Genomic DNA, 26,082 nt, shown 5'->3' with positions numbered 1-26,082 from the left:
CGCGATCACCTTCCGCACGGCCAGCCGCTTGTCAGACCTTGATGACAGTGATGAGTCCGCCAGACAGTCTGGTGACGTCCTCCGGGTCTGAGGTCAGGATGGTGACTGGCCCAGCCGCGGCCAGGGCTGTGGCGGTGAGCATGGCGTCGATGGCGTACTTGTGGCCGTGCAGGCCGGCATCGGCGAGCAGAGCGGCGGCGTGGCGGGCGATCGGCTCAGTGATGGGCTCGACGACCAGGCGGGAGAGCGTCCACTCCAGGGCCGCGCGGTTGATGCGGGGATGGACCACTTCGACGAGGGTGGCCGCCGAGGTGATCACGCGGAGGTCGTCTGCGCGGGCCAGGGCGAGCCAGGTGGTGACCGCGCGGTCGCGCAGGACGGCCTTGGCGAGCCCTTCGCTGTCGAGCACGAGGGTGCCGCCGGGGACAGCAGGGGAGCGGGTCACGCTGCGTCCGCTCCGCGCTCCGTCTGAATGCCTCGTGCCTGGGTGAGCTGGTCGCGCAGAGACTGGATCTCCTCATCCGTGACCGGGCCGTGCTCGGCTTCGGCGACGGCGATGAGTTCGTTGAGGTTGTCGCGTTCGATCTGACGGGCGACGGCGGCGGCCACGTAGGCGGACAAGCCAGAAGGGCCGCTGCGGGCCTTGGCGGCTTCTGCGATGTCGCGCGGCATGGTGATCGAGTACTTGCCGGTAGGCTCACTCATGCTACCTATCCTACCGTCCATCCTCCCGGAGTGGGGCCTTTCCGGTCGGCATGGCTGCCGCAGGCGGTGTGTTGACCTGGAGAGAGGCGGTGAACGCCATGCGGAGTCCGTCAGGCCGGGTGCGAGGCGTGCCCAGGCGGTATGGGTCGAGGGCGGTGAAGCCCCGGCGGGGGCTGACGGCTGGCGACGGAGCGGATGTCAGGGCTCTGGCCGACGAGCTCGGGGCCTCTTTGGTCCGGGCTGTCAGGGAAGCTGCCGCTGAGGACTTCGGTCGGGGTAGGGGCGGGCGCGGCTCGATCAGAGTCAGCTGGTACGCCTTCGCGCTCGAATACCTGGAGGCGCGCTGGGGCCAGATCGCGGCGAAGACCCGGACCGAGACCAACGACGCCCTCTGTTCCATCAGTGTGGCGATGCTCGGAAGGACGCGAGGGCGGCCGGACGATGAGCTATTGCGGCGGGCGCTGCGGAACTGGGCGTTCGTGGTGCCCCGGCCCGATCCGCGCACGGCCCCCACGGAGGTGCGGCTCGCCCTGGACTGGGTCGCCCGGGCTTCACGCCCGCTGGACGATCTGTTGGACCCGGTCGTCATACGAGGCGTGCTGCAGGCTCTGCGTCTGAAGCGGGACGGCACGGTCGCGGCTGCCGAAACACAGCGGCGCAAGCGCATGACGCTCGTGAACTCGGTGCGGTACGCGATCGAGCTGGGCCGGCTCCGCGCCGATCCCCTGGCCAGCATCAGCTGGCGCATCACCGAGACCGTCCAGCAGGTCGACCCCCGAGTGGTCGTCAACCCTGTGCAGGCGCGGAACCTGCTTCGTGCGGTCTCCTGCATCGGCGTCTACGAGCGGGCGCGGGGGCGGAGGCTGGTCGGTCTCTTCGCCGGGATGTACTACGCGGGGCTTCGGCCGACCGAAGCCGTGGCCGTCACGCTGGCGGACTGCGACCTGCCGACGGCAGGGTGGGGCAGCGTGGTCCTGCACGCCACCCGTCCCTCCGTCGGCAAGAAGTGGACCGACAGCGGACGCAACCACGACCTGCGAGGTCTGAAGGGCCGCCCGCCGGGAGGAACGCGTACGGTGCCGCTCCCGCCTGAGCTCGTCAGCCTGTGGCGGGATGGTGTCGACACCTTCGGTACCGCGGACGACGGTCGGCTGTTCTTCAACGAGAAGGGCGGCATCGTGGGTTCCAGCACGTACGACCGCACCTGGCACGAGGCCCGCGAATTCGGTCTCCCGCCGAACCTGGGCGCGTCGCCCTTGGCTGCCCGTCCGTACGACCTGCGGCACTCGGCCCTGTCCACCTGGCTGAACGCCGGCGTCGATCCCACCGAGGTCGCCGAACGGGCGGGCAATAGCGTCGAAGTGCTCATGACCCGGTACGCGAAGTGCCTCTACGGCCGCCAGGCCCTCGCCAACAGCCGCATCGACGCGCTTCTGGACGAATACAGCTGAGAGGTCGTCAACCCTTTCGTGGTGCACCGAGCGGCTCACCAGGCTCCCGCATCCCCCGGGCGCCCCCATGGGAGTCAGTGTCAGGGGAGTCTGCGGATTGGGATGTGAAGTGCAACGGCCCCACCCTCCGTATGCGTTTGACCGGTCCTGGCTGGAAAGGGCGCAGGTCAAGAGGGGGCAGAGAGCGCTGTCCGCCCCCCTCTGAGTCTCTTTCGTCCCACGCATGTCCCGCGATGCAGATTTAACGGGATCGTACATACAGGACACTACGCGTCCGGCGCGAGAAAGGCCCAGGTCAGAGCGATATTCGCAGGAGACGTAACGGCAAGGTAGGCCGTTGCTGTTTAGGCCCAAGCAAAAGAGGGTCTGATCAGCGTTTCCGCTGGTCAGACCCTCTTTCCGGAAGTGCCCCCGGCAGGATTCGAACCTGCGCACACGGCTCCGGAGGGCCCGTGTGTCTCACCCATCTCAGCAGGTCAGGGGCCCATGGGTGGTGTCCGTTGCCTCGCCAGGCCACGAATAGACCACAGCCCGCAGGGTCACCGTGCATGCGCTGCTTCGGAACTCAGCCGCTAGCGGAGGAAGGAGTACACCAGCACGACCACCACTAGGACGCCAAGCCAGAGAGGGACGCCGGTCGTCGTGAACCGCCCCGGTTGTCCCTAGGCTGAGGTCGTCGTCGCTTGGCCATTCCCGACCCCCTACGATCGCGATGCATCCCAACGCCCAGAGTGGGGCTGATGACCGCACGCAGATAGGGCGAGAACCAGCCGCGACACAGAAGCCCTCCCGTTCCGGCACGCGTGTACATGCTCGCTGAGCCTTGGGGGACAGCGGTGGCGAGTGGTACGGGCGGTTGCGGCGCACCGCTGCCGGATCGCAGAATGCCCACAGGGGGTGGCGATGGAACGGCATCAGTTGGAACGGTTACTGGCTGGTGATGATGCGGCATCCGTTGCTGCCCTGGCCGCCCTCCAGTCCGGCGGTACCCACGATGTATCGGATCGAGCCTCTCCCTCGGAGCGGCATGCAGGTGTCTTCGGCATCCGGCTGCGGATCATGCGGCGGAGGGGTGTCGGTGAGACTCTGGGGCTGGAACGAGCGGTGCAGCTCCTCAGCCAGCATGCGCAGCCAGTGCGCGTCGGACAGATCATGGCCGTCGACCACAGCTGGTACTACCTTGTCTTTCTCGCCGAGGATGGCAGCGCACTGGTGGCGTGTGCAGGCGTACGCCAGTTCACTGGGCGCCCACCACGATAGGAATTCGGCTGGCGCGCTCAGACGTCGCCCTGGGACCGTTCAAGGCCTTTCATGACCTCATCGTGGAAGGCGAGTTCGGCGGCTCGGCAAGGCGTGGTGAGGAACATCCTCTGCGCCTCGCCGAGGTCGCACCCGGCGACCCGCATGGTCACCATGACCGCATCCACGCCGTCACAGCCGATCTCCTTCAGGAACTCCTGAAGGGCCCCGCCATCTCGGTGCTCCGCCCAGACAGGCCTCGCCGTGGCGGCCAGCTCGGCTATGCGAGCCCGGCGCTCCGACTCCACAGCGGGTACCTCCTCTCTCCTTCGCTGGGCGCTCTAACGCCCCACAGGGATCTCGTAGACGATCTCGCATAGCGCGGCGGGGATGACGATGTTTGCCGTCTCCACGGGCCGCCCCTGATCGCTGTAGTACGTCCGCCGAATGTGCGTGACCAGAGCGGCCTTCTGGATCCCCAGGAGCGATGCTTCCTCAGCAGTCGCCTGCCGCGGCTCCGGCTGCTCCACAGCGTGGCTGACCGTGATCCCGATCGCGGCCATCCGGTTCACCACGCCAACGCCGGCGTGCGGCCCGCCCTCGGGCAGGACGACGAGGGTGCCCGTGGTCAGCTCGTACGGCTCCCAACTCGTCGACAGCTGTACCGGCCGACCATCAGCAAGGAACTCGTAGACCGTACGCACGCACAGGTCGCCCTCGGCGATACCGAGCCGCACCGCGATCTCGGCCGGGGCCGGCACCTTCGCTTCGGTCCGGCTCTCCCAGTTGCCCTGCTTGCCCAATGCCTGCATGTCCGCCCGGAACGGCGAACCGCCCGGCTGCTCGCGTGCCGAGGAACGGACCACCCGCACGCGCCGCCGAGGCTCGGCGACGTACGTCCCCGAACCCGCGCGACCTTCCAGCACACCTTGGGAGATCAGCAGCTCCTGGGCTCGCCGAACCACGTTCTCGCCGACACCGCACTCCTCGGCGAGCTGGGCGCGGGAGGGGAGCCGATCTCCGGCCGTCCACACATGCTCCGCGATCCGCTGCCGCAGGACGTCGGCGACGCGGAGATAAGGCGGCTGCTCAGGCATGTAGAAAATCTAGTCCACTAGCTCTAATCTAGTTAACTAGCTTCACTCAACGTCATCACCCGGCGACGGAGGCCTTCCTGTGCCCGCATCGGAAACACGGGCCGAGGGCATCGCCGCCCGACTGTCCGCCTTGGGGCTGCTCACGCGGATGGAGGAGCACGTCCGCTACACGTCGATCGAAACGGAGGTACCGGAAGCGCTGTCCGCCGAAGCGTGGCGGGAGGTCTTGGAAGTCGTGGCGGAAGCCGATCGATTCGGGCTCCTCGCCAGCAGCTTGACCGGCCGCACCCTCTGGGCCGCCGTACATAGAACGGTCCCCGCGACGGGCGACGTCCGGGGACCTGGCCATTAGCGATAGGAGCTGATCAGCGTGGACAACCGTACGGGCCCCACCACCGCCCGCACCAGTGGGCTGCAACTCCCCGCACTTTCATATGCCACGCACGGGAGGACCGCCTACCGGTCGAGCTCGTGCGCGATCGGCACCCACGGCGAATGCGCCCTGTCGTCCCCCGCCGCGGCACCGGTAGGCGTCCCTGTGATCTACGAGGCCTGCGACTGCTCGTGCCACACAGTGGCCGACCGCCCGCACCCGGAGCGGGTGGCCCGGTGAACGGATGGAAGCCACGCGGCCCCATCGCGAGGAGAGTCGAGATCATCTCGACCAGCGTGCAGCGCGGCGACGTCATCCAGGTCGGCGGGCAGCCGTGCCGGGCCATCGACCTGATTCAACTCCCGGCCAGTGCGAAGCGGCTGCGCTTCGAAACGGGTGTGCAACTGACCATGCGAGCCCGGACCCACCTCGTCGCCCTCCGGATGCGGAGCCGGTGGTGACGCACCCCGCCCCTTCCCGCCGGCACGCCATTGCCGAAGACCTCCGCAACCAGATTTCGACGGGCCGTCTGGAAGCTGGCGAACGTCTACCCTCCGAGGCTCAACTAGCTGCCCGCTACAAGGTCAGCACCCCGACACTCCGGAACGCCCTCGCGCTCCTCCAGGGTGAAGGCCTCATCGAGAAGATCCACGGCAGCGGCAACTTCATCCGCCACCCCCTCCGCAGAATCACGTACGTCGGCGGGGGACATGCCCCAGCCGTGCCGCCCGCGCCCGACGGGGCCCTCAGCGTCAGCGTCAGTACCACCCACCTCCGGGCACAAGGCAACTTGGCCGCCCTCCTCAAGGTCGCGCCCAGCAGCCCCCTGACGGAGTTCCTCCACCTCTGCCACGAGGGAAAGATGCCGCACAGCCTGGCGCACGTCTATGTCCCTCGCGACCTGGCGCCGGCCGTCATCCCCGACCCGTCATCATGCTCCGCGGTGGCGGCGACGCTGGCCTCGCTGCGCCCACCGCTGGCTGAGGTACAGGAGAGGGCCAGCGCCCGCCTGCCAACCCCCGAAGAGGCAGGGGCCCTTCGGATCAGCCAATCAATGGCCGTCCTCACGATCACCCGCGTGGCGACCGACATCGCCGGTCGCGTGGTCGAAGCCGCCCTCCTGGTTCTCCCCGGAGACCGAGCCGACGCACTCTTCACCACCTGCCACGCATCGGAAGAAGGGAACTCGAACAAATGACGTCTCGTGACGAACTGAGACTCCTCCCGTGGTCGGGCCCCGACGACAAGCCCTGCTTCCTGAGCACCGGTGCCAACGACAGCCATCTGTCCCGCCTGGCTGACAGCACCGAAGCAGTACAACTGGACCGAGGGCTCGACCTCCTAGACCAGGCGCTCGACCTACTCGCGGACGAGGAGGCGGACCTGGACGAACTGCACCTCCTGGCGACAGACCTGACCGAGGCCCTGCGAGATGCGGTCCGAGTAGCAACCAGCCGCGGTCGCCGCCTACCGACATCAGCCCACTCGCGGCACGGGGGTCATGGCGTCTCTAGTGGCCCGTCAGCGACGTCCAGCTAGCGGCACCGCGCATCAACGTCAGCGAAGCCCCAGATTCGTCTGGGGCTTCGCCATGCGGCTTCCACTACGACAGCAAACGGCCACGGATGCCCCGTGCGTCTCACTCGTATCTGCAGGCCAAGGGCGGAAGGCGCGCCTTCCGCCCTTGGCCGGTTAACGAATAGACCACAGCTGCCCCAGCAGCAGTGCACCTACGGTGAAGGGCTGCGCAAGGTCCAGCCTCCCGGAACGTCCCGCGGCAGTATCCGGAGGTATCTCAGCGCCACGTGCATCGCAACAGAGGGCAGACTCACGCCATCAGTGCCGCTACTTGGAAGATCGTCTACCCGCACTCAATCTGACCACCCAAGACCCCAGCGTCTGGTGAGGCGATGTGCTGCCACTGGCACTGATATCGATGCGAGGGGACCCCGCACCCATGACAGCGCTGGTGGTGCTGACCTATTCTGATCAACAGGGAGGGGGGCCGCCTATGACAGATGTGGTAGACGCGAGCGATGCGGAGCGCAAGAAGCCTCGCCAGCGCCATATCGACGCTGTTGCTCAGCAAACCGTCACCGACATGATGGAGCAGCTCCAGCAGGGCTACATGGCCAGCATCGCGGCCACTGCAGGCTGCACATTCGAAATGGTCAGCAAAGATGCCTGGGGTATTGACGCTCAGATCATTCGACCCCCGAATACTGCTACGCAGGTAGAGAGCATGCTCTTTGCTCAGCTTAAGTGCACTACGCAGATCACACCCGATCCTGAACGAGAATTCTTTAGCTACCAGTTTACTAAGCGTCAGTACTTCGATCACCTGGCAAAGTTTCGGAGTTACCCCAAGGCCATCTTGGTCGTTATGACAGTGCCGACGCGGCAGTTGGACTGGACCGAAGTAGGCCATCAGGGACTACTCACTCGGCGCAGCTGCTATTGGGTTCACCTGGAGAATGTGGAATCGGCTACTCACGTAGCCAAACCGTCTGTGCGGATCCCGACGAAGAATATTTTCGACGCTAACGCCCTTATCAACATCCTGGACAGGACCGACCGAGGGGAGTCGATCAATGGCTAGCATCACGCCGGTTCCGATCCCTGTCAACGTTGATCCACAGAAGCTGACTAACATCTTGACTGATGCGGGTTGGCATGTCGTTGGCGGTCGAACCGGGATTTACACGCGGGTTGCGCCCCCGGCTAACGGAAACTTCGATGTGCGGACAGCAAGTCTACTCATCCCACTAAACTCCGGAGCGCCAGATTTCGGGGATACAATGAAATCAGCGCTGCTTCAATTGTCGGAGAATTGGGATCTATGGTCCCGGTCCATCTACCCACGCCTGGCCGCAGATGCTGTGGACGAGTTCAGGTTTAGGAAGGAGTCGGCGGCTCCCAGCGGGTTGATTCCGTGGCGTAGCGGAGAAAAGCTGGTGGAGTCTGCTCGCCGCACACTCCTGGCCGGAGCCAAGGCGTTCATTGGCCCTGGGCGGCACTTCGTCAACAGGAATGGGCGGTTTGCGGGGCGTTATTTGGATCAGATTCTGATGGGGCAGACCGCGCCGGGCAGTTATATTGTCACTGCCTACGCCCCGCCAAGTGGTGCCGTAACGCTCAAGAGCGGGTACGATCCTGTCGCTTCCATTCCAGAGATCGGCGCCGCCTCGGTCAGGTCGGTGAGCGAAGCAGTTGTGAGAGCGGTTGAGGCTACTGCTGAGGCTCTGCAGCATTACAAGGTCACCGGCTCACTGTCGGGCTTCGAGGACGGAGTCGCTCGGGGGGTCTCGTATGAGATGACGAGTGCAATTCTCGCCATAGCTGTAAACTCGGATGAATCCAACATTGAAGTGGAGTGGGATGCTGGAAGTCCGCAAGTAGTTGGACTTGAGAGTTCGTTTGTCTTTCGGTCGGACGATGTGGATCCGCTACTGCGCGCTACAAGTAAGCTGGCCGAGGATAACTCGTCTCAACTGGTGACAATTATGGGGCGAGTCCACCTGCTAGCGAAGAAGCAGGCGGGCAGCCCGGGTGTATTCGGTATCGATTCCCTTCAGCCGGATGGCCCGCGAAAGGTGCGTGTCCGCCTTGCCGACGAAGATGACTATCACGAAGCTGTGAGAGCGCACGAAGAAGAACTTGCGCTACAGGTCACGGGGAGCCTAGAAAAAGAGGGAAATCTCAGTTGGCTCTATCACGCCAGTGTGGTTCAGACGCTTGGGCATGTGGAGAACTACATCATCAAGCGTCGTAAGAGCAGCGACGTACGTGGCCAGATGGACCTTTTCACTGAGAGCTAGTGCTGTGATCGGAAAGGCGCACCGTGTCGCGGCGCCCGGCACGGCTCCTCGCCGCGTTGTCGGATCACGACGGTACGTCCAGTACGAGCCGCGGCCCTCCGCCTTGCGATGCACCCCACCGGACGCCGCGACCCGGTGGACCTTTCCGGCTACAGCACTAGCTTCTGCTCGGGCGCGAGGTCGATGATGAGACGGTGCTGGAGCAGCCTTGGGCCGGCGTCGTGCACGGGTCGCCAGTCTTGGCCACCCAATGAGCGCCCTCCCATAGCCCCGAGACGGCCCGGGAGGACGCAACCGGGTCCGCCTCTGAGGGAATCAATCATCGGCCGCTTCGTGACGGCGCCCCTCACCAATCGTACGGCCCCTCTGAGTGAAGACCCCTCGGCGATATGCGACCCTGCAGCACTTCCGTCCGGCATGAAACATCACCGTTGCGCGAATATTACCCCAATATGGAACGTAGGCTACCCTCTCAATCTTTTTTGGATAGAGCCTATGGCTATGGGACCGATTTACGCGTGGCAAAAATGTCTCACGGGAGGCAAGTACTAGGCACCTATCCATGGTAGGCCACGCCGTGGTAAATGTTTCAGAGGCTGCGCCAGGTATGGAAAGCGGTCTATCTAGTGCTTCCCACAGCCCATCTGCCATCCCTGCAGGATAAGAGCCTAGGTGAAATACCTCCATTGGTCGGCGGAACAATTTAAGGACCCTGGGCCGTCGGCGCGTCGCAAGGCCGACATGAGTAATCTCAACAGGTATTCGACCTCTATTGACAACTCTGATGTGAATCGCATTTTCATCGTCTACTTGACAGCTCAATTTCAGGCGTGGGCCGCTCCGGAAGAATACCCACCAGGTCGCAAAGACCAAAAACAGTGTCGCCACACCGGTAATCCCTGCGGCGACCGCAATAACCACGTCCGTCCACGTACTAGTGGTGGTGACTTCAGCGAGAAGCATGCTCAGCCTCCGCACACCACGCAAGAGCAGTCAAGCCAATCATTTTCGCCCGTTCCGCCGCTCGCCGAGCAAGGGTGGGATGGCTTCGAGTTGAAGCACTTCAGCTTCTGACCATCCAGCGCTGGATAGCAATGGCTATTATCTGCGTAGATGCCATGAATTTTCTCCCCAAGGCCTGATTGGTTGCTATCCAAGTCAACTCGCACAGTGCGAAGAACTAGGATATTTCCTGGGCGGGGAAGCGGTGCATACATCATAATGCTCGCACCGGAATGACTGGCGTTGGGGTAAATCGCAACGTAGGGAGTGTCGGGCAGTGGGACTGCCTGCATCCACTTCAATCTCGGCCCGCCGCCGGCTACTCCCACCCCTTTCAGGGCGGCATCAAAAATGTCCCTAGAGATGAAAAGTACCCGCGCACTATCTAGCCACGGCTCATCGACAGGATCGAATCCGACTGGAGGGTCGGGCCAGGGGTGCTGTAGATCCACCTGAACGTCTAGGTGCTCTAGCATCTCACGCATGGTGGGGCCACGAATATTTCCATCTGTTCCGCGAGCTTCAAATTTTGAAAGATCGGCTACGGGTAGCACGTTCGCAGATTCAGTCATGACGCCAAGCCTTCCTAGCAACTTCATGATCGCACCTGGGGTGCCGCGTGCAACCCGAGACGTAGATCCGTGGAGTCGATCGGCCCCAGCTACAACACTCCTCGCTGTCATCCCGTCTGCCGTCGTCCCACACGTAGTGGTAGCGGGGCAGTCGTCAGGGGCCCAGGTGGAGCGCCCTGCTGGACGAACGACCTGGGCCCCTGACGACTGGTCTGCTACGGCTTGCCCTGGGGCGACGGCAGACGGGATGACAGCCCCACCCCCGAACCACAACGGACCCGCGGCCGCACGACTGGCCCCCGCATCCCAGAGTCAGAGCGCCCCCGCCGGAGGCATCGTCTTGACGGACGGCTCACCGATCAGGCCGGGCTCCTCCAGCCCATCAAGTCCTCAGCCGTTGGCGCGTGGTCGGCGCCCCGGGCGGGAGCGGGGCGGAGACAGGAGCGCAGGCCCGGGGCGACGGGCGCGCGACGCCGCCTTGGCGGCGGAAGCGCCCTTGATGAAGTAGGGAAACTCTTATCGCGCCGCTTCGGCGGAGCCGTGTCGCTCGGCTCGGAAGGCGTCGAGCAGGGTGAAGAACATGTCCATCGGCGGCTTGCCCGCTTGCTCCGCTGCGCGTTCTATCTCGACTGCCCAGCCCTGCGGGTTCATGTCCACGTCGAATCGGCGCCAGAGCCACATGCTGAAGTCGCCGGTCTGGGCGAAGTCGTCCTCGTCCTTACCCCCGTGGATCGTTCCTCCCACGCGGTAGCCCAGGAGCATCGAGTCCAGGTGCTGGAGGGACCTGTCCCGGACCCAGGAGCCCGGTCGGATGCGGACCTCGTCCAGGAACTCGTAGATGTTGTTGAGTTGGCGGGGGTGCCGGGGCGTCTTGTTGCGCCACTCCTCCTCGGTCACGCCGATGCCTCCGTGAGCTGGCGGCCGTCGTGGCTGCGGACGTGGGGGCCTGCGTCGTCCAGGGCGTCCAGGAGGCGGATTGCGTAGACCTCGGACATCTGCTCGGACACCTCCTCCGGGGTGAGCCAGGCGACCGCGGTCGATTCCGCCGAGGTGCGTTCCGTGCCACCGGAAGGCTTGCAGCGGAAGACCAGGGCGACGATGCCTCGGGTGGTGTTCTTGTAGACCCCGGTGAGCTCGTCCACCTCGACGTGGATGCCCGTCTCCTCCAGGACCTCGCGGCGGACGCCGGCCTCCGGGGACTCGGTGAGTTCGAGGACTCCGCCCGGGAGTTCCCAAGTGCCGTTGTCCGCTCGGCGGATCGCCAGGAGTCGGCCGTCCTCGCGCAGCACTGCCCCGGCTACGGACACGGAGTGCAGTGGCGTTGACTTGTGCTGCGGGGAACCCGTACTCATGTACAGGAGCATAGGAGGAAGAGAAGGACTATGGGAACCGCAGTGGGAGGTGGCCGAGGAGCCGTGCCGCGCTACGTGCAGATCGCTGACGACATCGTGCAGCAGATCCGAGCCGGGGTGCTGAAGGCCGGCGACATGGTGCCGAGTGAGTCCGAGCTGGTGGAGCGCTACGGCGTCGCGGGCGGGACGATTCGGAAGGCCATGGTGGAGGTCCGGGCCAGTGGGCTCGTGGAGACCCGGCACGGCAAGGGCTCGCTGGTGAAGGCCCGGCCGCCCGTACGGCACCGGTCTTCGGACCGTTTCCGGCGTACCCATCGGCAGGAGGGTAAGGCGGCATACCTGGCCGAGTCCGCGCAGTCCGGGGCCGAGGCCAGCGTAAGCATGCTGTTCCGTGGGCCCATGGAGGCTCCGGAGGAGATCGCGGAGCGGCTCGGCGTCGCCGTGGGGACTCAGGTGCTCGCGCGTCGGCGGCTGTACTTCCGGGACGGGACGCCGGTCGAGACGGCTACCTCGTACTTGCCGTGGGACGTCGCGAAGGACATTCCGGAGCTGTTCGCGGACAACCCCGGTCCAGGTGGCATCTACGCCCGGCTTGAGGATCACGGTCACGTCTTCGCTGAGTTCGTGGAGACGCTCCAGGCCCGGCCGGCTGCCAAGGCGGAGGCGACCGAGCTGTCGTTGAGCCCCGGTGCTCCGGTGGTGCACTTGCTGCGCAACGCCGTCACTGAAGAGGGGCGCGTGGTGGAGGTCTGCGACACCCTCATGGCCGCTGACCAGTTCGTTTTCGAGTACCGGATCCCTGCGCGCGACTGACGTCGACTGACGCCCGCTCAACTCCCCACAGCCCGCTACGAGTTTCTCTTCGTAGCGGGTTGACTCATGTATAGGAGTCGGGCACTCTTCTTCATGTAACTCATGTACATGAGTGCAGGAGTTGAACCTCTATAGGGGAGTGATCCGCTATGCGTCAGATTCCCGTCGACACCACCGGCGCGACCGTGATGGTCGCCCAGCCCCCGCAGCTCAAGCTGCGCGACAAGAAGACCGGACAGGTCGCCGTCGACAACGAGACCGGCAACAACCTCATGACCGTGGACGTGCTGTTCGTGATGAACGGCAACGCCGAGGTCGTGTCCATCACCGTGGCGGAGCCCGACGTCTCCGGAACCCTGGCCCTGGGAACCCCGGTCGCGTTGACCGGCCTGGTCGCCCGGCCCTGGGAGAACGAGTTCAACGGTCAGAAGCGCCACGGGATCAGCTTCCGCGCCGTGGCCGTCACCTCGCTGGCCAAGGCGGGCTAAGCATGAACGCCTTATGGGTCACGCTGCTCGTGGTCCTGGCCCTCGCGCTCGTCCTGCGCTGGCTGCGGCCCACCTGGTATTGGGTGACCTTCGGGGTCACCTTCGCGACGGTCCGCGTCTTGATCCGCTACCGCTCCGTGATGGACGCCTGCGGGCTCACTGTCCCGCCCGCCCGCTGGCGACTGGCGCTCGCCCGGGTCAGCAACCGCCCGCCGCCCGAGGCGCGCTCGCCGCGCATCCTGCGGCTTCGGCCCACCTCGACCGGTCTGGTCCTGCGGCTGAAACTCCGCCCCGGGCAGGACGCGTTCGACTTCACCGCCTCCTCCGACCGGCTACGACACTCCTTCGCCCTCCACAACGTCGTCTCCCGAGAGATCCGCTCCGGTGTGGTCGAGCTGCGGATGACCGGATACGACGTACTCAAGCGGGTGCGCATGCCTGCGGTCACCGCGCCTGGTGGGGAACTCCGAGTGCCGGTCGCGCTGCGGGAAGACGGTGCGGTGCACTACCGGGACTACCGGCAGGTTCCGCACGCCCTGAACGTCGGCGCGACGCAATCGGGGAAGTCCGTCTATCAGCGCACTCTTGTGGCCGGGCTCGCACCGCAGAACGTCGCCCTCGTCGGCATCGATTGCAAGAACGGGGTGGAACTCGCCCCACTGGCAGCGCGGTTCACCGCCCTGGCGGACAACCCGGACGCCGCGGCCGAACTGCTGGCCGCGCTCGTCGAGTACATGGGCCGCGTCTATCAACTCATCCGCAGCGAGCAGCGGATCAGCGTCGGCCTCCCGGACGCCGAGATCACCGCCGATATTTGGGATCTGCCCGCGCACCTGCGGCCCGTACCCGTCGTGCTCCTGGTGGATGAGGTCGCAGAGCTGGCCCTCGCCGCAAGTAGGGCGGACGAGGCTCGGCGGGATCAGATCGTCACGCACCTGGTCCGCCTCTCCCAGCTCGGCCGCGCCGCCGGCATCTACCTGGAGGTCTGCGGCCAACGCTTCGGCTCCGAACTCGGCAAGGGCATCACCATGCTCCGCGCCCAGCTCACCGGCCGTACCGCCCACCGCGTCAACGACGAGAGCTCGGCGAACATGGCCTTCGGGGACATCTCCCCGGACGCTGTCCTCGCCGCCATCCAGATCGACAAGGACCGCCCGGGCACGGCTGTGGCCGGCGATTCCTCCGGCGGCTGGTCCCGCATCCGGGCCCCGCACACCACGCTCCGCCAGGCCGTGGACACCTGCAACGCCCACGCGCACCGCACCCCGGCCATCCCGGAGCTGGAACCCTTCCGGCCCGCGCTCCCGGTACGTGTCTTCGTCGGCAAGGTCCAGCCGAAGAACGCCTCGGCACCTGCCTTCTGATCACTCCCCCACCCGGTCGGCGCGGCCTCATCGCGCCAGGTCCCTACCCCACCCATGCCTGAAAGGAGGTGAAGACCATGACCCGCCTGGTCCGCCCGGACGCCGTCCTCGTCCAGGCCGTCATTGCCGGAGCGCTCTCCTTCGCCCACCTTCACGACCTTGCGGAAGCCGCCGGACAGCGCGGCTGGAAAGCCTGGGCCTACCCGGTCAGCGTGGATCTGCTCCTCGTCGCCGCCTGGCACCGCCTGCGCACCCTGCGGGACGCGGGGGAGCCCTCGTGCTCGGCCTGGGCCTGGTTCGCCGTCGCCCTCGTGGCCTCGCTCGGCGCGAACGTTGCCACCGCCGGCCTCCTCGACCTCGGCGACGTCCCGGACTGGCTCCGGATCCTCGTCGCCGGATGGCCCGCGCTCGCCTTCCTCGGCGGCACGCTCCTGGTCCACCGGCCTACGCCGCCCAGCGAGCCGGATCCGGAACCTGCTCCGGCACCCCTGCCCGTGGTTGAGCGGGCGACAGAACCCGGCGTACAGGTCGCGTCAGCTCCTGCCCTTCCCACCCCGGCGCCGGTAGCCGCACCCGCGGTGACCGCTCCGCCCGCCCTCGTCGCCCACGCCCAGAAGATAGCCGCCGACCACCGCACCCGTACCGGCTCGGACATCGACACCGAGACCCTGCGCGCCCGGCTCGGCGTCCCGTACCCCCTCGCCGAGGCCATCGCAGCCCAGCTCGCCTGACGACAGGAGACCGCCATGCCCGCCCGGATCAACTTCCGCTCGCTCATGAAGATCGGCCCCGTCCAGATCGGCACCTACCGCGACCGCCACGGCCGCATGAAGGACGCCGCCGTCTGCACCACCGATTCCTGCGGCTGGTCCTCGGACTACAGCTCGTCGACCGCCGCCCAGCTCGCCGCCCGCTCCCACCGCTGCCGCGTCAGCTGACCCGAAAGGCCACCGCCATGGACGTTCCGCTCTGGTTCGCCCTCCTCGCCGTCGGGGTCCTCGGCGTGAAGCTCATCCGCCCGCCCTGGTGGCTCGTCGCCGTGATCCTCCTCGGCGGCTTCCTCCTCGCGGACAGCTTCCTCGCCCCGGCCATCGACACCGCGATCAACAAGTAACCGCCTCGGAAGGAGAACCTCATGATCCGGCCCAAGTTCCCGGTCAACCCGCTCCCGACCGGCCTCGTCATCCCGCTCGACCAGCCGACCACCGCCGTTGAACCCCACACGAGTGCTGCTCCCGCCTGCGGCTGCCACCACGCCCCAGTGCAGCCGACATCGCGTGTGCAGCTGCCCGCCGTCCGTCTCACTCCGGCCGGCCTCGTCGCCGCCGTCGCCGGTGGCGCGGGCCTGGTCCTCGTCGTCGGCGCGGTCCTGGTCTCGATGCTCCTGGCCGTCGCCATCACCGGCGCCTCGGTCGCTGTCTGCGCCGTCGTCCTGCGTTCGCTCCTCAACGGCCAGAACCACCGCTGACCAGCTCCGGGACGGCCTCAACCGCCAAGTCTCCGCCGTCCCGGCGCCGTGCTCCTGCCCGAACCAGAAGACCCGGAAGGAAGCGCCATCATGTCCCGGCACCACCCCGCCCCGGGCCTCCTCGGCGAAATGCTGAAGGTGGCCGCGGCCCCCGACTACGCCCGCTGGGAGGACCAGATCCGCCGTACGGGCGGCTGTTCCGACCCGATCCACATCACCGGCTGGACCGTCGCCAAGGACAAGGCCTCCGGGGAGGTCCTGCACCGGTACTCCACCGGCGACGAACCAGGCGCCCGTCTCCGGATCGCCTGCGGCAACCGCCGTGCCTCCCGCTGCCCCGCCTGCGCCTGGACCTACTCCGGCGACACGTACCACCTCATCCGCGCGGGGCTGGCCGGGGACGACCGCCGGGACATCCCGGCCACCGTCCGCGAACACCCCCGCGTCTTCGCCACCCTCACGGCCCCGTCCTTCGGCCCGGTCCACAACCGCCCCGCCGGCCGCGCCTGCCGTTGCGGCCAGCACCACCAGGAGGACGCCCCCGAACTGGGCACCGCCCTCGACCCGACCACGTACGACTACGCCGCCGCCGTCCTCTTCAACAACCACGCCGGACAGCTCTGGCAGCGCTTCACGATCCGGCTGCGCCGCGAGATCGCCGCGTACGCCGGACTGACCCAACGCGAACTGAAAGAGGTCGCCCGGATCTCTTACGGGAAGGTCGCCGAGTTCCAGAAGCGCGGCGCCATCCACTTCCACGCCGTCATCCGCATCGACGGACCGGACGGGCCCGGCACCTCGCCGCCCCACTGGGCCAGCACCGAACTCCTCGACCGCTCCATCCGGGCCGCCGTCGCCCACTCCTACACCTCGGTATCGGTCCGGGCCGCCGCCGACCAGCCCGCCCGTACCTTCCGCTGGGGCACACAGCTGGACGTGCGCCCCATCAAGGCCTTCGGGGACGGCTCCGACATCACCGAGCAGGCCGTCGCCTCCTACGTCGCCAAGTACGCGACCAAGGCGGCTGAGAACACGGGCTCACTCGACCGCAGGATCGGCAACCGCGAGGCCCTGGTCTTCCTCGACGTTCCCGACCACACCGCCCGGCTCATCGAGGCATGCCTCGACCTCGACCCGCTCTATCCGGACCGCCGCCTCGCCGCCTGGGCCCACATGCTCGGCTTCCGCGGCCACTTCTCCACCAAGTCCCGCCAGTACTCGACCACCCTCGGAGCCCTGCGCCAGACACGCGCCGACTACCGCGCCGCACAAGAGCACGCCGCCCGCGGCCTTCCCGACGCCGCGCCGGACACCGTGCTCGTCCTCGGCTCCTGGCAGTACGCCGGGCACGGACACACCCCCGGTGAATCCGTCCTCGCCGCGACCATCGCCCGCGACATCCAGCTCAACCGCCAGATCGCCCGAGAAGCCCTGGAAGGAGTCATGACGTGAAGGACGAGTTGATGACCACGACCGAGGTCCTCTCTGAGCTGAAGGGAATCTCGCGGCGCACCTTCTACCGGTGGCGGGAACTCGGAAAGGCTCCCAAAGCATTCACGCTGCCCAACGGTGAGCTGCGCGTGTGGCGGAGTGACTTTCTTGCCTGGCTGCGGAACCAGGACGGTGCTGCCGCGTGAAGTCGTTCGACGTCAAGATCTGGAGTGTCCGAAAGCGGGACACGAAGAAGCCTTCCTATGACGTCCGCTGGTCCGTCGCTGGGAAGGTCTTTCCCGAGTCGTTCAGGACGAAAGGGCTCGCGGACAACTTCCGGTCCAAGCTCATGCGTGCGGCTCGTGACGGCGAGGAGTTCGATACAGAGTCGGGGCTCCCCGGCTCCATGGCTGCGAAGAAGGCCACGCTGACCTGGTACGCCTTCGCGTTGAAGTACCTCGCCATGAAGTGGCCCCACGCGGCGCCGAACACCCGTGACGGGATCAATGAGTCATTGACCTCGGTGACGATGGTGCTACTGGGCGATCGACCTGGCCGACCCGCGGATGTCGTACTGAGAAAGACACTGAGGAACTGGGCCTTCGTTCTTCCCGGCCCGGACGACAGGGAGCTTCCTACAGAGGTGGGGAACGTCCTGGACTGGGTCGCCAAGGCTTCTCGGCCCCTGTCGGACCTCACGGATCCGGCCCTTGGGCGGGCGGTTCTCGATTCGCTGAAGATCAAATTGGATGGGACCGGAGCCGCTGCGGAGACCGTGCGGAGGAAGCGGCGCACGCTGGTCAATGCGCTGCACTACGCCGTTGATCTTGGGGAATTCAGGGAGAACCCCCTCTCGGCGGTGCGCTGGCAGAAGCCCAAGGTGTCGAACGAGGTCGATCCGCGCGTCGTCGCCAACCCGGAGCAGGCCCGCTCGCTCCTGCACGCCGTCTCGTACGTCGGTGGATACCGTCGGGCACGCGGTCGGCGCCTCGTGGGGCTCTTCGCCGGGATGTACTTCGGGGGCTTTCGGCCGGCCGAGGTCGTGGGGCTGGCTGAGGCAGACCTGACACTTCCGGAGTCCGGATGGGGGTCGGTTTTGCTGCACCGCACCCGGCCGAGCGTCGGCAAGCAGTGGACCGACTCCGGCGAGAGCCACGACGACCGCGGGCTGAAGAACCGGCCCACGGAAGACGTACGCCGGGTGCCGCTCCCTCCGCAGCTGGTGACCATCCTCCGTGAGCACCTCGACACCTTCGGGACGGCCAAGGACGGTCGGCTGTTCTTCAGTGAGGGCGGGGGAGTGGTGTCCTCCTCCACCTACTACCGGGCGTGGCAGGAAGCCCGGGTCCTGGCGCTGCCGCCCGCCCTGGCCGACTCGGCGCTGGCCCACCGGCCGTACGACCTGAGGCACTCGGCACTGTCCACATGGCTCAACGCCGGCGTCGACCCCACCGAGGTCGCCGAGCGCGCGGGCAACAGTGTGGAGGTGCTGCTCAGTCGGTACGCGAAGTGCCTCGACGGTCGCCAGGAGGTGGCCAACCGCCGGATCGAGGATCTGCTGCGCGAGTACGAGTGATCGCGAGTGACTGGCGATAGCCTGCGAGGCCCCTGGACCTGTCCGGGGGCCTTCCGCGTTTCCACGGCTGACCTGGGCCGATGGGCCAAGATCCTGTCCACGAATAGTCCACAGGACCTGGCATAGGGCTGCGTGCGGCGGCAGTTGGCTGCACATACGCGAAGACCCCGTTCTCAGCGTTGCCGCTGATGGCGGGGTCTTTGGGCACTTCTTGCGAAGTGCCCCCGGCAGGATTCGAACCTGCGCACACGGCTCCGGAGGCCGTTGCTCTATCCCCTGAGCTACGGGGGCGTGTCATCCGCTGTGCGGCGACGGGTTGAACACTACCAGCATCCGTGGGGTGATCAGGAACCCGTTTGCGGGGGGAGGAGGGGTGGGTCGCCCGGAGGGGGTGGAAGTGGCAAAAACCCGGACGCGGGGGCTTAGGGCGACCTACTCTCGAGTTGTGTCAGGCGCCTCGGGCCGGGTGCTTGTTGTCGACGACAACAAGGTCATCCGGCAGCTGATCAAGGTCAATCTCGAGCTGGAGGGCTTCGAGGTCGTGACCGCGAACGATGGTGCCGACTGCCTGGACATCGTGCACCGGGTGTGTCCCGACCTGGTCACCCTCGATGTCGTCATGCCGCGGCTGGATGGGTTTGCCACCGTCGCGCGGCTGCGGGCCGATCCGCGGACGCGGCAGCTGCCCGTCGCGATCGTCAGTGCCTGTACGCAGTACGAGGTGGAGTCCGGGACCCTCGCCCAGGTGGACGCGTTCCTCGCCAAGCCCTTCGAGCCGGCCGAGCTGGTGCGGGTCGTGCGGCGGCTCGTCGAGCGCAAGCGCGGCGGTGGCGGAGGGCGGGGCGTTCACATGGCGAAACCGGTTCGACTCAGGGGGGACCTTCTCCCCTAGGGTGGTCCCGTGACCCCCGCAGACCTCTCCCGTACCGTCGTGTGCGCCGTGCGCTGCGCGGTCGAGGACGGGGAGCTGGGCGCCCGCGCGGTCGTGCCCGAGCGCGTCGTCGTCGAGCGGACCCGGCCCGGGGGAGTGGGGGAGTACGCCAGCCCCGTCGCCCTCCAGCTGGCCAAGGCGAGCGGTCGTGCCCCCGCCGAGGTGGCCGGGCTGCTGGCCCGGCGGCTCGGCGCGGTGGCCGGTATCCGGCGCGTGGACATCACCGGCCCCGGATTCCTCAATTTCACCCTTGACGCCGCGGGCGACGCCCATGACGTGGTGCGGTCGGTGCGGGCCCGGGGGAGTGCGTACGGGTTCGCCGACCACCCCCACACCCGGGCCGCGCCCCCCACCGACGGTGAGCCCCGGACCCGCGCCGTGCACGAGGCCGTCGGGCGGCTGCTGGCCGCCCAGGGCATGCCGGACGAGCCGGGGCCGCCGCGCGTCGCGCCGCCGGCGCGGGCCGACGGGGACGTCGTACGGCGCTTCGGCGCCGACGCCGCGCGCTGGGCGATGCTCGCCACCGACCCCGCGCAGCCGCCGCACTTCGGCGCGAGTCTGTCCGTACAAGGCGAGGCGAGCGAGTTCTTCCGGGTGCGGTACGCCGTGTCCCGCGCCCGGGCGCTGGTGCGCAACGCCGACCAGCTCGGGTTCCGCACCCGGGACGAGACCACCGACACGCCCACGGACGGCCACGCCCGCCCGCTGCTCGACGCCCTCCGCGAGTACCCCCTCGTCCTCGAGGCCGCCGCCCACCACCGGGCGCCCGAGCGGCTCGCCCGGCACCTGGTCGTGCTCGCCGACGCCCTGCTCGACTTCCAGTACGACGTGCTGCCCAAGGGGGACGAGAAACCCTCGGCCGCCCATCGCTCCCGGCTCGCGCTCGCCGAAGCCGCCGGGACGGTGCTGGCCGGTGGCCTGACCCTGCTCGGCATCGGCGTACCCGACGTGGTGTGAGAAGCCGGGTGCGCCGCCCCCACCGACTTGTAGAAGGAGAAAGAGAAGCGTCATGAGCCGTTCCGCACATCCCGCCGGTCCCCGTTACGCCGACGTCCTGCCGGAGGGCCACTACGCCCCGCCGGCCGCCGACCTCAACCTGCTCCCCGAGAAGGTGTGGTCCCGGACCGTCACCCGCGGCGGCGAGGGCGTCGTCAGCGTCGGCGGGATCGAAGTGACCCGGCTCGCCGAGGAGTTCGGGACCCCCGCCTACTTCCTCGACGAGGAGGACTTCCGGGCGCGCTGCCGCGCCTGGGCGCACGCCTTCGGGCCGGACGCCGACGTCTTCTACGCGGGCAAGGCGTTCCTCTCCAAGGCCGTCGTGCGCTGGCTGAAGGAAGAGGGGCTGAACCTCGACGTGTGCTCCGGCGGCGAGCTGACCACCGCCCTCGCCGCCGAGATGCCCGCCGAGCGCATCGCCTACCACGGCAACAACAAGTCCGTCCCCGAGATCCGGCGTGCCGTCGAGGCGGGGGTCGGGCGGATCGTCCTCGACTCCTTCCAGGAGATCGTCCGGGTGGCGCACGTCGCCGCCGAGCTGGGGGTCCGCCAGCGCGTGCAGATCCGCGTCACCGTCGGCGTCGAGGCGCACACGCACGAGTTCATCGCGACGGCCCACGAGGACCAGAAGTTCGGGATCGCGGTCGCCGACGGGATGGCCGCCGAGGCCGTACGCCGGGTGCTCGGCCACGCGAGCCTCGAGCTGATCGGCATCCACTCCCACATCGGCTCGCAGATCTTCGACATGGCCGGTTTCGAGGTGTCCGCCAAGCGCGTCGTGCGGCTCCTGGCCGACGTGCGCGACGAGCACGGCGTCGAGCTGCCCGAGATCGACCTCGGCGGCGGCCTCGGCATCGCCTACACGGACGGCGACGACCCGCGCGAGCCGCACGAGATCGCCAAGTCGCTCACCGAGATCGTCGCGCGCGAATGCGAGGGCGCGGGGCTGCGCGCGCCGCGCATCTCCGTCGAGCCCGGCCGCGCCATCGTCGGGCCGACCGCCTTCACGCTCTACGAGGTCGGCACGATCAAGCCGCTGGAGGGCCTGCGGACGTACGTCAGCGTCGACGGCGGGATGTCGGACAACATCCGCACCTCCCTCTACGACGCCGAGTACAGCGTGGCCCTGGTCTCGCGCAGTTCCGACGCGGAGCCGATGCTCTCGCGCGTCGTCGGCAAGCACTGCGAGAGCGGTGACATCGTCGTGCGCGACGCCTTCCTGCCCGCCGACCTCGCGCCCGGCGACCTGATCGCCGTACCCGCGACCGGCGCGTACTGCCGCTCGATGTCGAGCAACTACAACCACGCGCTGCGTCCGCCCGTCGTCGCCGTGCGTGACGGGGCGGCGCGCGTGATCGTCCGGCGGGACACGGAGGAAGATCTCCTGCGGATCGACGTCGGATAATGAAATAACCGTCTCACTCAATGGACCAAGGATGGAAAGTTGTGTCCATTGAGTGAGACTTGTTCCCACCTGGTACGCAAGACCGCGTAGCGGGGGCTGATGGACGGTCGATTCCTGGAGCGGAATCGATGCGTGGATCGAAAGGTTTGGGTCGAATGATGCGTACGCGTCCGCTGAAGGTGGCGCTGCTGGGCTGTGGAGTCGTCGGCTCAGAGGTGGCGCGCATCATGACGACGCACGCCGACGATCTGGCGGCGAGGATCGGCGCGCCGGTCGAGCTGGCCGGCGTCGCCGTGCGGCGGCCCTCCAAGGTGCGCGAGGGCATCGACCCCGCGCTCATCACCACCGATGCGACCGCCCTGCTCAAACGGGGTGACATCGACGTCGCCATCGAGGTCATCGGCGGCATCGAGCCCGCCCGCACGCTGATCACCACCGCCTTCGAGAACGGCATCTCCGTGGTGTCGGCGAACAAGGCGCTGCTCGCCCAGGACGGCGCCGCGCTGCACGCCGCGGCCGACAAGCACGGCAGGGACCTCTACTACGAGGCCGCCGTGGCCGGCGCGATCCCGCTGGTCCGTCCGATGCGCGAGTCCCTCGCCGGTGACAAGATCAACCGGGTGATGGGCATCGTCAACGGCACGACGAACTTCATCCTCGACAAGATGGACTCCACCGGTGCCGGGTACCAGGAGGCGCTCGACGAGGCCACCGCCCTCGGGTACGCCGAAGCCGACCCGACCGCCGACGTCGAGGGCTACGACGCCGCCGCCAAGGCCGCGATCCTGGCCGGTATCGCCTTCCACACCCGGGTCCGCCTCGACGACGTCTACCGCGAGGGCATGACCGAGGTCAGCGCCGCCGACTTCGCCTCCGCGAAGCGGATGGGCTGCACCATCAAGCTGCTCGCCATCCTGGAGCGCGCCGCCGACGGCCAGTCCGTCACCGCCCGCGTCCACCCCGCGATGATCCCGCTCAGCCACCCCCTCGCCTCGGTCCGGGAGGCGTACAACGCCGTCTTCGTCGAGGCCGAGGCCGCCGGTCGGCTGATGTTCTACGGTCCCGGCGCGGGCGGCGCGCCGACCGCGTCCGCGGTCCTCGGCGACCTGGTGGCCGTCTGCCGGAACAAGCTCGCCGAGGCGACGGGGCCCGGCGAGTCGGCGTACACCCAGCTGCCGGTCAGCCCCATGGGCGACGTCGTCACCCGCTACCACATCAGCCTCGACGTGGCCGACAAGCCGGGCGTGCTCGCCCAGGTGGCGACCACGTTCGCGGAACACGGTGTCTCCATCGATACCGTTAGGCAGCAAGGACGACCGGACGGGGTCGGCAACGAAGCCTCCCTCGTGGTCGTCACCCACCGCGCACCCGACGCCGCCCTCTCCGGGACCGTCGAGGCGTTGCGGAAGCTGGACACCGTCCGCGGTGTCGCCAGCATCATGCGTGTTGAAGGGGAGTAAGGGACCCATGACCGACAACGGCACCCACCAGTGGCGCGGCATCATCGAGGAGTACCGGCACCGGCTTCCGGTGACGGACACGACCCCGGTGGTCACGCTGCGCGAAGGCGGCACGCCCCTCGTGCCCGCCCAGGTGCTCTCCGAGCGCACCGGCTGTGAAGTCCACCTCAAGGTCGAGGGTGCGAACCCGACCGGGTCCTTCAAGGACCGCGGTATGACCATGGCGATCACCCGGGCCAAGGAGGAGGGCGCGAAGGCGGTCATCTGCGCCTCCACCGGCAACACCTCCGCCTCCGCCGCCGCCTACGCGGTGCGCGCCGGCATGGTCTGCGCGGTCCTCGTGCCGCAGGGCAAGATCGCCCTCGGCAAGATGGGTCAGGCGCTCATCCACGGCGCCAAGATCCTCCAGGTCGACGGAAACTTCGACGACTGCCTGGACCTGGCGCGCTCGCTGGCCGACAACTACCCCGTCGCGCTGGTGAATTCCGTCAACCCGGTCCGTATCGAGGGCCAGAAGACGGCCGCGTTCGAGATCGTCGACGCGCTCGGCGACGCGCCCGACATCCACGTCCTCCCGGTGGGCAACGCGGGCAACATCACCGCGTACTGGAAGGGGTTCAAGGAGTACAAGGCCGACGGCCTCGCCTCCCGCACCCCCCGCGTCTGGGGCTTCCAGGCCTCCGGCTCCGCGCCCATCGTGCGCGGCGAGGTCGTCAAGGAGCCGCACACGATCGCCACCGCGATCCGGATCGGCAACCCGGCCTCCTGGCAGTACGCCCTCGAGGCCCGCGAGGAGTCCGGCGGCTTCATCGACGAGGTGACGGACCGCCAGATCCTCGCCGCCTACCGCCTGTTGGCCGCACAGGAGGGCGTCTTCGTAGAGCCCGCCTCGGCCGCGTCGGTCGCCGGTCTGCTCAAGGCCGCCGAGCTCGGTCTGGTCGACCCGGGCCAGAAGATCGTATGCACCGTCACCGGCAACGGCCTCAAGGACCCCGACTGGGCGGTCGCGGGCGCTCCGCAGCCCGTCACCGTCCCGGTGGACGCCGAGGCCGCCGCCGTACGCCTCGGCCTGGTCTGACGGCGGTCCGGTCCGACGGCGGCAGGGTGCGCCCGGCCGCGTGAACACCGGCCCCTTGCCGGATTCCGCAAGGCCCCCGAGGCTTTCCGGAATCCGGCAACTCGGCCCGTACGACCACAAAAGCACGACGGAACACCGCGACACGCATCGTGCGCCTCCTGTGCGCCCTATGTCGGAGGAGAACCTTCCTTCGATACGCTGTACTGACATCCGCCACCGCGCATATGACACGGTGCTGCCCCGAGGCCTACGGGTGTCGCAGGTTCTCCAGTACATTCACGATTCACAGCGAAGATTCACCGCGAGGATCCACAGCTGAAGATCCACGGCAAGGATTTCGCACAGTCACAAGGAGTGTCATCGAGCGTGGCCGGTCCAGCATTCCGCGCCGCCGCCGTACGGGTGCGCGTTCCCGCCAGCAGTGCCAACCTCGGTCCGGGCTTCGACGCCTTCGGACTGGCGCTGGGGCTCTATGACGACGTGGTCGTCCGCGTCGCCGACTCCGGCCTGAACGTCGACATCGCCGGCGAGGGCGCCGACAACCTGCCGCGCGACGAGAGCCACCTGCTCGTACGCTCCATGCGCACCGCCTTCGACCTGCTCGGCGGGCAGCCGCGCGGCCTCGAGGTCGTGTGCGCCAACCGCATCCCGCACGGCCGCGGCCTCGGCTCCTCCTCCGCCGCCATCTGCGCCGGCATCGTCGCCGCCCGCGCCGTGACCATAGGCGGCGAGGCGCGCCTCGACGACACCGCGCTGCTGGAACTGGCCACCGAGATCGAGGGCCATCCCGACAACGTCGCCGCCTGCCTGCTCGGCGGGTTCACCCTGGCCTGGATGGACGGGGGCAGCGCCAAGGCCATCCGTATGGAGCCTGCGGATTCCATCGTTCCGGTGGTCTTCGTGCCCTCCAAGCCGGTACTGACCGAGACCGCCCGCGGGCTGCTCCCGCGCTCCGTCCCGCACGTGGACGCCGCCGCCAACGCGGGCCGCGCGGCCCTGCTCGTCGAAGCCCTGACCCGGCGTCCCGAGTTGCTGCTCCCCGCCACCGAGGACCGGCTCCACCAGGAGTACCGCTCCCCGGCGATGCCCGAGAGCGTGGCACTCGTCAACAGGCTGCGGGCGGACGGGATCCCCGCGGTCATCTCCGGCGCCGGACCCACGGTCCTCGCGCTGGCCGACAACGACGCGGCCGACAAGGTCGCGCAGCTCGCGGGCGAGGGGTGGGCGGCCAACCGGCTGGCACTCGACGCCGCGGGCGCGAGCGTCCTTCCGCTGGGCAGCCAGGGCGGCTAGGACACGGCCGCCAGGGGGCGGGGCGGCCGGCAGGCCGCCCCCGCGGACGGGCGCGATGGCCGGTGATTGAGAGGGGGAATATCTGTTGGATCCGGTAGTGTTAGTCTCAAGTGCGCATCCGAAGCCGCCATGGCTCGGTGCTCAGTGTCCCCATCAGGGACCACCTTTCT

The 26,082-nt window shown here is 67.7% G+C and carries 30 protein-coding genes and 1 tRNA gene; 23 read left to right on the top strand and 8 right to left on the bottom strand.

Features of this window, described 5'->3' with window-relative positions:
- Positions 1–31: 31 nt before the first annotated feature.
- Both ABT084_RS01960 and ABT084_RS01955 read right to left on the bottom strand, forming a co-directional pair.
- The gene (locus ABT084_RS01960) at positions 32–445 is read right to left on the bottom strand and encodes a PIN domain-containing protein (RefSeq protein WP_351037694.1); all 414 of its coding nucleotides are present in this window, start codon (positions 443–445) and stop codon (positions 32–34) included.
- The gene (locus tag ABT084_RS01955; protein WP_351037693.1) at positions 442–705 is read right to left on the bottom strand and encodes a CopG family transcriptional regulator; all 264 of its coding nucleotides are present in this window, start codon (positions 703–705) and stop codon (positions 442–444) included. The genes ABT084_RS01960 and ABT084_RS01955 overlap by 4 nt, the downstream gene beginning before the upstream one ends.
- 155 nt (positions 706–860) lie before the next feature.
- On the opposite strand from ABT084_RS01955, the gene ABT084_RS01950 reads away from it, so the two are divergent.
- Complete coding sequence (locus ABT084_RS01950; RefSeq protein WP_351037692.1) at positions 861–2,156, top strand: tyrosine-type recombinase/integrase; 1,296 nt, start codon at positions 861–863, stop codon at positions 2,154–2,156.
- A gap of 927 nt (positions 2,157–3,083) precedes the next feature.
- Here ABT084_RS01950 and ABT084_RS01945 read toward each other — a convergent pair.
- The 3 genes from ABT084_RS01945 to ABT084_RS01935 all read right to left on the bottom strand — a co-directional run bounded on the left by ABT084_RS01945 (position 3,084) and on the right by ABT084_RS01935 (position 4,492).
- Positions 3,084–3,323, bottom strand: a complete 240-nt coding sequence (locus tag ABT084_RS01945; protein ID WP_351037691.1) for a hypothetical protein — start codon at positions 3,321–3,323, stop codon at positions 3,084–3,086.
- A gap of 110 nt (positions 3,324–3,433) precedes the next feature.
- Positions 3,434–3,703, bottom strand: a complete 270-nt coding sequence (locus ABT084_RS01940; protein ID WP_351037690.1) for a hypothetical protein — start codon at positions 3,701–3,703, stop codon at positions 3,434–3,436.
- A gap of 33 nt (positions 3,704–3,736) precedes the next feature.
- Positions 3,737–4,492, bottom strand: coding sequence for a GntR family transcriptional regulator (locus ABT084_RS01935; RefSeq protein ID WP_351037689.1), 756 nt, complete (start codon positions 4,490–4,492; stop codon positions 3,737–3,739).
- Positions 4,493–4,571: 79 nt separating this feature from the next.
- On the opposite strand from ABT084_RS01935, the gene ABT084_RS01930 reads away from it, so the two are divergent.
- The 6 genes from ABT084_RS01930 (at position 4,572) to ABT084_RS01905 (ending at position 9,757) form a co-directional block, all read left to right on the top strand.
- Positions 4,572–4,844, top strand: a complete 273-nt coding sequence (locus tag ABT084_RS01930) for a hypothetical protein (protein WP_351037688.1) — start codon at positions 4,572–4,574, stop codon at positions 4,842–4,844.
- A gap of 257 nt (positions 4,845–5,101) precedes the next feature.
- A complete protein-coding gene (locus ABT084_RS01925; protein WP_351037687.1) occupies positions 5,102–5,326 on the top strand; it encodes a hypothetical protein in 225 nt (74 codons plus the stop codon).
- Complete coding sequence (locus ABT084_RS01920) at positions 5,323–6,063, top strand: GntR family transcriptional regulator (protein ID WP_351037686.1); 741 nt, start codon at positions 5,323–5,325, stop codon at positions 6,061–6,063. Before ABT084_RS01925 ends, ABT084_RS01920 begins: the two co-directional genes overlap by 4 nt.
- Before the next feature lie 759 nt (positions 6,064–6,822).
- Positions 6,823–7,464 carry a DUF4365 domain-containing protein gene (locus ABT084_RS01915; RefSeq protein WP_351037685.1) on the top strand — a complete coding sequence of 214 codons (642 nt, stop codon included), beginning with the start codon at positions 6,823–6,825 and terminating at the stop codon, positions 7,462–7,464.
- A 355-nt stretch (positions 7,465–7,819) separates the two neighbouring features.
- Positions 7,820–8,683, top strand: coding sequence for a hypothetical protein (locus tag ABT084_RS01910; RefSeq protein ID WP_351037684.1), 864 nt, complete (start codon positions 7,820–7,822; stop codon positions 8,681–8,683).
- 672 nt (positions 8,684–9,355) lie between these two features.
- Positions 9,356–9,757, top strand: coding sequence for a hypothetical protein (locus ABT084_RS01905; protein WP_351037683.1), 402 nt, complete (start codon positions 9,356–9,358; stop codon positions 9,755–9,757).
- A gap of 1,016 nt (positions 9,758–10,773) precedes the next feature.
- Here the strand turns inward: ABT084_RS01905 and ABT084_RS01900 are convergent.
- Both ABT084_RS01900 and ABT084_RS01895 read right to left on the bottom strand, forming a co-directional pair.
- A complete protein-coding gene (locus ABT084_RS01900) occupies positions 10,774–11,154 on the bottom strand; it encodes a hypothetical protein (RefSeq protein ID WP_351037682.1) in 381 nt (126 codons plus the stop codon).
- A complete protein-coding gene (locus ABT084_RS01895) occupies positions 11,151–11,621 on the bottom strand; it encodes an NUDIX hydrolase (RefSeq protein WP_351037681.1) in 471 nt (156 codons plus the stop codon). Before ABT084_RS01895 ends, ABT084_RS01900 begins: the two co-directional genes overlap by 4 nt.
- 18 nt (positions 11,622–11,639) lie before the next feature.
- On the opposite strand from ABT084_RS01895, the gene ABT084_RS01890 reads away from it, so the two are divergent.
- The 10 genes from ABT084_RS01890 to ABT084_RS01845 all read left to right on the top strand — a co-directional run bounded on the left by ABT084_RS01890 (position 11,640) and on the right by ABT084_RS01845 (position 18,749).
- On the top strand, positions 11,640–12,422 hold the full coding sequence (locus ABT084_RS01890) for a GntR family transcriptional regulator (protein ID WP_351037680.1): 783 nt from the start codon (positions 11,640–11,642) through the stop codon (positions 12,420–12,422).
- Between the two features lie 149 nt (positions 12,423–12,571).
- The gene (locus ABT084_RS01885) at positions 12,572–12,910 is read left to right on the top strand and encodes an SCO3933 family regulatory protein (protein ID WP_351037679.1); all 339 of its coding nucleotides are present in this window, start codon (positions 12,572–12,574) and stop codon (positions 12,908–12,910) included.
- A gap of 2 nt (positions 12,911–12,912) precedes the next feature.
- A complete protein-coding gene (locus ABT084_RS01880; protein WP_351037678.1) occupies positions 12,913–14,274 on the top strand; it encodes an FtsK/SpoIIIE domain-containing protein in 1,362 nt (453 codons plus the stop codon).
- 77 nt (positions 14,275–14,351) lie between these two features.
- Positions 14,352–15,005: a DUF2637 domain-containing protein gene (locus ABT084_RS01875; protein WP_351037677.1), complete on the top strand. Its 654-nt coding sequence runs from the start codon at positions 14,352–14,354 to the stop codon at positions 15,003–15,005.
- Positions 15,006–15,020: 15 nt separating this feature from the next.
- Positions 15,021–15,212: a mobile element transfer protein gene (locus ABT084_RS01870; RefSeq protein WP_351037676.1), complete on the top strand. Its 192-nt coding sequence runs from the start codon at positions 15,021–15,023 to the stop codon at positions 15,210–15,212.
- 17 nt (positions 15,213–15,229) lie between these two features.
- On the top strand, positions 15,230–15,388 hold the full coding sequence (locus tag ABT084_RS01865; protein WP_107084747.1) for a hypothetical protein: 159 nt from the start codon (positions 15,230–15,232) through the stop codon (positions 15,386–15,388).
- 21 nt (positions 15,389–15,409) lie between these two features.
- Positions 15,410–15,742 (top strand): SpdD-like protein, encoded by a 333-nt coding sequence (locus ABT084_RS01860; RefSeq protein WP_351037675.1) that lies wholly within the window; start codon positions 15,410–15,412, stop codon positions 15,740–15,742.
- Between the two features lie 90 nt (positions 15,743–15,832).
- Positions 15,833–17,194: a replication initiator protein RepSA gene (repSA, locus tag ABT084_RS01855; protein ID WP_351037674.1), complete on the top strand. Its 1,362-nt coding sequence runs from the start codon at positions 15,833–15,835 to the stop codon at positions 17,192–17,194.
- Between the two features lie 11 nt (positions 17,195–17,205).
- Entirely contained in the window at positions 17,206–17,379 is a 174-nt protein-coding gene (locus ABT084_RS01850; RefSeq protein WP_351037740.1) for a helix-turn-helix transcriptional regulator, read from the top strand.
- Complete coding sequence (locus ABT084_RS01845) at positions 17,376–18,749, top strand: tyrosine-type recombinase/integrase (protein WP_351037673.1); 1,374 nt, start codon at positions 17,376–17,378, stop codon at positions 18,747–18,749. The genes ABT084_RS01850 and ABT084_RS01845 overlap by 4 nt, the downstream gene beginning before the upstream one ends.
- A gap of 219 nt (positions 18,750–18,968) precedes the next feature.
- On the opposite strand, the gene ABT084_RS01840 is transcribed toward ABT084_RS01845, so the two are convergent.
- Positions 18,969–19,040: transfer RNA gene (locus ABT084_RS01840), tRNA-Arg, on the bottom strand.
- 82 nt (positions 19,041–19,122) lie between these two features.
- Here ABT084_RS01840 and ABT084_RS01835 point away from each other — a divergent pair.
- From ABT084_RS01835 to thrB, 6 genes are all read left to right on the top strand, one after another.
- On the top strand, positions 19,123–19,641 hold the full coding sequence (locus ABT084_RS01835) for a response regulator (RefSeq protein ID WP_351037672.1): 519 nt from the start codon (positions 19,123–19,125) through the stop codon (positions 19,639–19,641).
- A 9-nt stretch (positions 19,642–19,650) separates the two neighbouring features.
- Positions 19,651–20,637, top strand: a complete 987-nt coding sequence (gene nrtL / locus ABT084_RS01830; protein ID WP_351037671.1) for an ArgS-related anticodon-binding protein NrtL — start codon at positions 19,651–19,653, stop codon at positions 20,635–20,637.
- A 52-nt stretch (positions 20,638–20,689) separates the two neighbouring features.
- Positions 20,690–22,081 carry a diaminopimelate decarboxylase gene (gene lysA, locus ABT084_RS01825; RefSeq protein ID WP_351037670.1) on the top strand — a complete coding sequence of 464 codons (1,392 nt, stop codon included), beginning with the start codon at positions 20,690–20,692 and terminating at the stop codon, positions 22,079–22,081.
- A 155-nt stretch (positions 22,082–22,236) separates the two neighbouring features.
- The gene (locus tag ABT084_RS01820) at positions 22,237–23,541 is read left to right on the top strand and encodes a homoserine dehydrogenase (RefSeq protein ID WP_351037669.1); all 1,305 of its coding nucleotides are present in this window, start codon (positions 22,237–22,239) and stop codon (positions 23,539–23,541) included.
- A 7-nt stretch (positions 23,542–23,548) separates the two neighbouring features.
- Positions 23,549–24,619, top strand: a complete 1,071-nt coding sequence (gene thrC, locus ABT084_RS01815) for a threonine synthase (RefSeq protein WP_351037668.1) — start codon at positions 23,549–23,551, stop codon at positions 24,617–24,619.
- A gap of 366 nt (positions 24,620–24,985) precedes the next feature.
- On the top strand, positions 24,986–25,912 hold the full coding sequence (gene thrB / locus ABT084_RS01810; RefSeq protein ID WP_351037667.1) for a homoserine kinase: 927 nt from the start codon (positions 24,986–24,988) through the stop codon (positions 25,910–25,912).
- Positions 25,913–26,082: the final 170 nt, after the last annotated feature.

This window comes from Streptomyces sp. NPDC002138 (genome assembly GCF_040296485.1).
In the GTDB taxonomy this organism is placed as follows: domain Bacteria; phylum Actinomycetota; class Actinomycetes; order Streptomycetales; family Streptomycetaceae; genus Streptomyces.
This window is presented reverse-complemented; position numbering and strand designations above follow the sequence as displayed.